We start from the raw sequence: 6,261 nt of genomic DNA on the forward strand, positions 1-6,261 counted from the left end.
TAAACATTTCAAAAATCATGGGTAAGTTTACTCTGACTGGCAATTAATTTTGCCCCACAGGCAGTTTGCATTCCTTCAAGCGCAATCGCTTTTCCTTTATATTTTAAAGAATCAGTACCCTGAATAATAGGAAAAATGCCTTTACATTGGGGACACGCGACCAAATCTTCTTTACCTGCTATAGGAACACCATTGTGAGTATATTCATCAATAGCGGTAATAACCTTACCGCCATGATCTGTCATATCACCTAACAGAATAACTGATTTTAACATGAAAGTTCCCCATCGTTTTTCAATTGGCAAATAATATCATCCCTCATTAAACTTCGGTAATTAATGGCAGTAATCCCAGATTCACCAACTGAACTTCAACATCATTGGATTTATCAATATCATCCTGATTTCTGCCATCAAAAATACCTTTTTTGGTAATAATCAACGTGCCGATCTGTTCATTATTTTGATACACAGGGAGCACATCTTCCGCCATAGGCAGGTAAGATTTATCAATAATGCAGGGCTGGTAAAGCATCCAACCAACGCTGAGACGATCAGGGAAAACTTGTTTGCCTTTTAAGATATAGCCGTTGGTTTCTACTTGAATATACGGAAAATCACGACTAGTCGCTAAATATTTAACTAAATCAATTAATCGGGAAGTATCAAGTTTGGTACTGTCAATTCTTAAGTTTAATATTAACCAAACCTTGTTAGGATGGTTTGGCTTCGATTTATAATAATCAATGCTACTAGATAATTCATCATTTTCACCATCCCATATAGCATTATTGAAAAAAGGAAAACTTTTCTTATATTCTTTTTCAAAGTCTTTGATAGCAACTTCAGTTGGTCCCTGTTCATCAAACACAATATGTTGTAAAGCCTGTTTTCTAGAGTAACCTGTTAAGTACCACGTCTTTTTCTGCCCGAAAAAAATATCAATCTGCCGTGTAATATGAAATAAATCCATTAACACCATATTTAAGGTAATAGTTTCCTGTTGTTCATAACGCACATTGATTTCCAAATTAATTATTGCCATCGTTGACCTCGAATTAAATTAAATCTTTGCAAGGAGTATAATAAACACTGATATTTTTATGTTCAATAAATAGCGTTTTAAAATATCCATAGCTGACAGGCTGTAAAAAATGCCACTCCACATGAGGCGTTTCATCTAATGCATCACATACAGCTTGTTGCCTATCTGCTTGGTTTTTCCCTGATATACGGCCTTTCCACCACCTTTTGGGTTTACCATCGCTATCAAAAAACTGGTCATACCGCGCTTTGGCCTCTAGAAATAAACAATACGCTGGCCGCCAGCCATCAAACGTCACTTTCAGGCACTGAAATTCCTGAATCATTTGTGTGGCTGGGTCATATTTAGTTTTAGCAATAAATCGCTGATAGTTAATCGTGATGGCGCTCCAGCGACTCACCTTGCGATATTTTTCACTCGTCACCGGAATAGCAAGACAAGCCTGACACTCTTTTTTAGTTTCCGTTTTTTCACACTCTTCCGTCTTAGACTGAGCCTTAACTTGAACCGCACTGGTATCAACGGATTCTTCCCCTAAATCATCATCCTCCCAGAAATCCGCATAAGCTTCGGCACTCCAGACAATATTTCGATCTTCATCCGTGATGTCAGGGCTGATTACAAAATCCGTTTTCTTATGTTGAATACTGTCATCATCTATTACGGATTTATCTTTACCCGCTTCCATGATACCGACTGCAATTAATACTCCGGCACAGGCGCTTGCGACATATTCAGCCGCACCCACGGCGACAGGAGCTAATAAGGGTATTGGCATATTAACGTCTCCTGTTTAGCTTATTTTTTGCCATAATAGGTACACCATTGTGAGTACATTCATCAATAACGGTAATAACCTTACTGCCATGATCTGTCATATCACCTAACAGAATAACCGCTTTTGACATGAAAGTTCTCCATCGTTTTTCGATTGGTAAATAACATCACTCCCATTAAACTTCGGTAATTAATGGCAGCAATCCCAGATTCACCAACTGAATTTCAACATCATTAGATTTATCAATATCATCCTGATTTTTTCCATCAAAAATACCTTTTTTGGTAATCATCAGAGTGCCGACCTGTTCATTATTTTGATACACAGGGAGCATATCTTCCGCCATAGGCAGGTAAGACTTATCAATAATGCGGGGTTGGTAAAGCATCCAACCAACACTTAAGCGATCAGGGAAAACTTGTTTATTCCGTAATGTATATTCGTTGGTTTCGACCTGAATATAAGGGAAGTCACGGCTGGTCACTAGATATTTGACAAGCTCAATTAACTGGGAAATACCAAGCTGACTACTGTCAATTTTCAAATTGAGTTCTAACCTAACCCAGTTAGGACCTTTTGTTGACAATTTATTATAACTAACACTACTAGATAACTCATCCTTTTCACCATCCCATATACCTTCAATAAGTGAAGGAAAGTCTTTTTTATAAGATTTTTCAAAATAACTTACTGCTTCGTCTGTAGGCCCTTGTTCATCAAACACAATATGTTTTAATGCCTCTTTTCGGGAATATCCTTTTAAAAACCATGTTTTTTTCTTCCCGAAAAATATATCGATTTGCTGTGTGATATGAAACAAATCCATCAATGCCGTATTAGCAGTAATAGTTTTTTGCTGTTCATAACGTACATTTATTTCTATACGAACTATTGTCATGTTGACCTCAGATTAAAATAAACTGTCGTAGGGGGTATAATGAACTCTGATATTTTTATACTCGCTAAACTGTACCTTAAAATAAGCATAACTGATTGGTTGTAAAAAATGCCATTCTACATAAGGTGTGCCTTCTAGAACATCACAGACTTTTTGATGCCTTTCAGCCTGTTTTTTGCCTGATTCATCACCTTTCCACCAACTTTTGGGTTTCCCCTCACTATTAAAAAACTGGTCATACCGCGCTTTGGCCTCTAGAAATAAACAATACGCTGGCCGCCAGCCATCAAACGTCACTTTCAGGCACTGAAATTCCTGAATCATTTGTGTGGTCGGGTCATATTTAGTTTTCGCAATAAATCGCTGATAGTTAATCGTGATGGCGCTCCAGCGACTCACCTTGCGATATTTTTCACTCGTCACCGGAATAGCAAGACAAGCCTGACACTCTTTTTTAGTTTCCGTTTTTTCACACTCTTCCGTCTTAGACTGAGCCTTAACTTGAACCGCACTGGTATCAACGGATTCTTCCCCTAAATCATCGTCCTCCCAAAAATCCGCATAGACCTCAGCATTCCAGACAATATTTCGATCTTCATCCGTGATGTCAGGGCTGATTACAAAGTCAGTTTTCTTATGTTGAATACTGTCATCATCTATAACGGATTTATCTTTACCCGCTTCAATGATACCGACTGCAATTAATACCCCGGCACAGGCGCTTGCGACATATTCAGCCGCACCCACTGCGACCGGAGCTAATAAGGGTATTGGCATATTAACGTCTCCTGGTTATCTTATTTTTTGCCATAATAAGCACACCATTGTAAGTCTATTCATCAATAACGGTAATAACCTTACCGCCATGATCTGTCGGATCACCTAACAGAATAACTGCTTTTAACATGAAAGTTCTCCATCGTTTTTCAATTGAGAAATAATATCCCTATTAAACTTCGGTAATTAATGGCAATAATCCCAGATTCACCAACTGAATTTCAACATCATTGGATTTATCAATATCATCCTGATTCCTTCCATCAAAAATGCCTTTTTTGGTAATAATCAGCGTGCCGACCTGTTCATTTTTTTGATACACAGGGAGCACATCCTCCGCCATTGGCAGATAGGCTTTATCAATAATACGGGGCTGGTAAAGCATCCAGCCAACGCTGAGACGATCAGGGAAAACCTGTTTATTCCGTAATGTATATTCGTTGGTTTCGACCTGAATATAAGGAAAATCACGGCTAGTCACTAGGTATTTGACAAGCTCAATTAACTGGGAAATACCAAACTGACTGCTGTCAATTTTTAGGTTCAGTTCTAATTTAACCCAGTTAGGACGTTTTATTGACTGTTTACTATAGCTAATACCACTAGATAGGTTGTCCTCTTCGCCATCCCACATATCTTCAATAAGTAATGGAAAATCCTTTTTATAAGATTTTTCAAAATAGCTCACGGTCTTTTCTGTTGGCCCTTGTTCATCAAACACAATGTGCGTTAGTGCTTCTTGTCGTGAATAACCAGTTAAATACCACGTTTTTTTCCGCCCGAAAAATATATCAACTTGTCGTGTGATACGAAATAAATCCATTAACGCAGTATTAACAATAATGGTTTCCTGCTGTTCATAACGTACATTGATTTCTATACGAATTATCGCCATATTTACCTCGGGTTAAACTGTTGCCATCAAATCGTAGCAGGGTGTATAGTGAACACTAATGTTTTTATGTTCAATAAACAGTGACTTAAAATAAGCACAACTTATGGGCTGTAAAAAATGCCATTCCACATGAGGAGTATTATCTAATACGTCACATACAGCTTGTTGTCGAGCACCTTGTTTTCTTCCTGCTTTCATCCCCTTCCACCAATTTTTGGGTTTACCCTGAATATCAAAAAACTGGTCATACCGCGCTTTGGCCTCCAGAAACAGGCAATACGCCGGTCGCCAGCCATCAAAGGTCACTTTCAGGCACTGAAACTCCTGAATCATTTGTCTGGTCAGGTCATATTTAGTTTTAGCAATAAATCGCTGATAGTTAATTGTGATGGCGCTCCAGCGACTAACCTTACGATATTTTTCACCTGTCACCGGAATAGCCAGGCAAGCCTGACACTCTTTTTTAGTACCCGACTCTTCACACTCTTCCGTCTTAGACTGGACTTTAGTCTGAACTGCACTGGTATCAACGGATTCTTCCCCTAAATCATCGTCCTCCCAAAAATCCGCATGAGCTTCAGCACTCCAGACAATATTTCGATCTTCATCCGTGATGTCAGGGCTGATTACAAAATCCGTTTTCTTATGTTGAATATTGTCATCATCTATTACGGATTTATCTTTACCCGCTTCCATGATACCGACGGCAATTAATACCCCGGCACAGGCGCTTGCGACATATTCAGCCGCTCCCACTGCAACAGGGGCTAATAATGGTATTGGCATATTAACGTCTCCTGCTTATCTTATTTTTTACAATAATAGGAACACCATTGTGAGTATATTCATCAATAGCGGTAATCACCTTACCGCCATGATCTGTTGTATCACCCAGCAGAATAACCGCCTTTGACATTAAAGTTCTCCATCGTTTTTCGATTGGTAAATAGCATCATTCCTCATCAAATTTCGGTAATTAATGGCAGTAATCCCAGATTCACCAACTGAATTTCAACATCATTGGATTTATCAATATCATCCTGATTCCTTCCATCAAAGATGCCTCTTTTGGTAATAATCAGGGTGCCTATCTGTTCATTATTTTGATACACAGGAAGCACATCCTCCGCCATAGGCAGATAAGATTTGTCAATAATGCAGGGCTGGTAAAGCATCCAGCCAACACTGAGGCGATCAGGGAAAACTTGTTTGCCTTTTACGGTATAACCATTATTTTCGACTTGAATATAAGGAAAATCACGACTAGCCGCTAAATATTTGACAAAATCAATTAATCGAGAAACATCAAACTGATGACTGTCAATCCTTAGGTTCATTTCCAGCCAGACCCAATTAGGGCGATCAATTAACATTTTTCTATAACTCATGCCACTGGATAATTCATCCTTTTCACCATCCCATATTCCATTAATAAGAGCAGGAAAATTTTTCTTATAATCTTTTTCGAAACTTTTTATGGCAACCTCCGTTGCTCCCTGTTCATCAAACACAAGATGTTTTAGGGCCTCCTTTCGGGAGTAGCCAGTTAAGTACCAAGCTTTTCCTTGGTTAAAAAAGACATCAATTTGCCGTGTAATATGAAACAAATCCATCAAAGCTGTATGGGCGGTAATGGTTTCTCTCTGCTCATAATATACATTAATTTTTATACGAACTATTGCCATGTTTACCTCGTGTTAAACTAAACTGTCGCAAGGGGTATAGTGAACACTGATATTTTTATATTTACTAAACAGTAGGGAACCTCTAAAAACTCTCAATACAAAAAATAAGATCAATTTTGCACTCACCAATAAATGACCTTATTGTGTATGACTTTTTCTTGCTTTTTCAGGGGAAAAAATAAAC

Annotated in this window: 10 protein-coding genes; all 10 read right to left on the reverse strand. The window is 38.3% G+C overall.

All coding sequences use genetic code 11. The annotated features are described in order from the left end of the window. Nucleotides 1–8: 8 nt before the first annotated feature. Nucleotides 9–275 (reverse strand): PAAR domain-containing protein, encoded by a 267-nt coding sequence (locus tag ACGF49_RS06615; protein WP_387490227.1) that lies wholly within the window; start codon nt 273–275, stop codon nt 9–11. Nucleotides 276–321: 46 nt separating this feature from the next. Then, the gene (locus ACGF49_RS06620; RefSeq protein ID WP_113044414.1) at nt 322–1,044 is read right to left on the reverse strand and encodes an Imm52 family immunity protein; all 723 of its coding nucleotides are present in this window, start codon (nt 1,042–1,044) and stop codon (nt 322–324) included. A gap of 13 nt (nt 1,045–1,057) precedes the next feature. Further along, entirely contained in the window at nt 1,058–1,822 is a 765-nt protein-coding gene (locus ACGF49_RS06625; protein ID WP_271859825.1) for a restriction endonuclease fold toxin 5 domain-containing protein, read from the reverse strand. A gap of 1 nt (nt 1,823) precedes the next feature. After that, nucleotides 1,824–1,952 carry a hypothetical protein gene (locus ACGF49_RS06630; RefSeq protein WP_262405177.1) on the reverse strand — a complete coding sequence of 43 codons (129 nt, stop codon included), beginning with the start codon at nt 1,950–1,952 and terminating at the stop codon, nt 1,824–1,826. A 45-nt stretch (nt 1,953–1,997) separates the two neighbouring features. Then, entirely contained in the window at nt 1,998–2,720 is a 723-nt protein-coding gene (locus tag ACGF49_RS06635) for a hypothetical protein (protein ID WP_387490232.1), read from the reverse strand. A gap of 12 nt (nt 2,721–2,732) precedes the next feature. Beyond that, on the reverse strand, nt 2,733–3,497 hold the full coding sequence (locus tag ACGF49_RS06640) for a restriction endonuclease fold toxin 5 domain-containing protein (protein WP_113043743.1): 765 nt from the start codon (nt 3,495–3,497) through the stop codon (nt 2,733–2,735). Between the two features lie 172 nt (nt 3,498–3,669). Next, on the reverse strand, nt 3,670–4,392 hold the full coding sequence (locus ACGF49_RS06645) for an Imm52 family immunity protein (RefSeq protein WP_228900791.1): 723 nt from the start codon (nt 4,390–4,392) through the stop codon (nt 3,670–3,672). Between the two features lie 12 nt (nt 4,393–4,404). Further along, complete coding sequence (locus ACGF49_RS06650) at nt 4,405–5,178, reverse strand: Tox-REase-5 domain-containing protein (RefSeq protein WP_387490237.1); 774 nt, start codon at nt 5,176–5,178, stop codon at nt 4,405–4,407. A gap of 1 nt (nt 5,179) precedes the next feature. Further along, entirely contained in the window at nt 5,180–5,308 is a 129-nt protein-coding gene (locus ACGF49_RS06655) for a hypothetical protein (protein WP_387490240.1), read from the reverse strand. Nucleotides 5,309–5,354: 46 nt separating this feature from the next. Continuing rightward, nucleotides 5,355–6,077: an Imm52 family immunity protein gene (locus ACGF49_RS06660; RefSeq protein ID WP_113043746.1), complete on the reverse strand. Its 723-nt coding sequence runs from the start codon at nt 6,075–6,077 to the stop codon at nt 5,355–5,357. Nucleotides 6,078–6,261: the final 184 nt, after the last annotated feature.

The sequence above is a fragment of the Photorhabdus sp. RM96S genome (genome assembly GCF_042879335.1).
GTDB lineage: Bacteria > Pseudomonadota > Gammaproteobacteria > Enterobacterales > Enterobacteriaceae > Photorhabdus > Photorhabdus kayaii.

Bases quoted from the DNA above. Each gene is read 5' to 3' on its own strand.
- ACGF49_RS06615 (WP_387490227.1), bottom strand. From the start codon at position 275: ATGTTAAAATCAGTTATTCTGTTAGGTGATATGACAGATCATGGCGGT.
- ACGF49_RS06620 (WP_113044414.1), bottom strand. From the start codon at position 1,044: ATGGCAATAATTAATTTGGAAATCAATGTGCGTTATGAACAACAGGAA.
- ACGF49_RS06625 (WP_271859825.1), bottom strand. From the start codon at position 1,822: ATGCCAATACCCTTATTAGCTCCTGTCGCCGTGGGTGCGGCTGAATAT.
- ACGF49_RS06630 (WP_262405177.1), bottom strand. From the start codon at position 1,952: ATGTCAAAAGCGGTTATTCTGTTAGGTGATATGACAGATCATGGCAGT.
- ACGF49_RS06635 (WP_387490232.1), bottom strand. From the start codon at position 2,720: ATGACAATAGTTCGTATAGAAATAAATGTACGTTATGAACAGCAAAAA.
- ACGF49_RS06640 (WP_113043743.1), bottom strand. From the start codon at position 3,497: ATGCCAATACCCTTATTAGCTCCGGTCGCAGTGGGTGCGGCTGAATAT.
- ACGF49_RS06645 (WP_228900791.1), bottom strand. From the start codon at position 4,392: ATGGCGATAATTCGTATAGAAATCAATGTACGTTATGAACAGCAGGAA.
- ACGF49_RS06650 (WP_387490237.1), bottom strand. From the start codon at position 5,178: ATGCCAATACCATTATTAGCCCCTGTTGCAGTGGGAGCGGCTGAATAT.
- ACGF49_RS06655 (WP_387490240.1), bottom strand. From the start codon at position 5,308: ATGTCAAAGGCGGTTATTCTGCTGGGTGATACAACAGATCATGGCGGT.
- ACGF49_RS06660 (WP_113043746.1), bottom strand. From the start codon at position 6,077: ATGGCAATAGTTCGTATAAAAATTAATGTATATTATGAGCAGAGAGAA.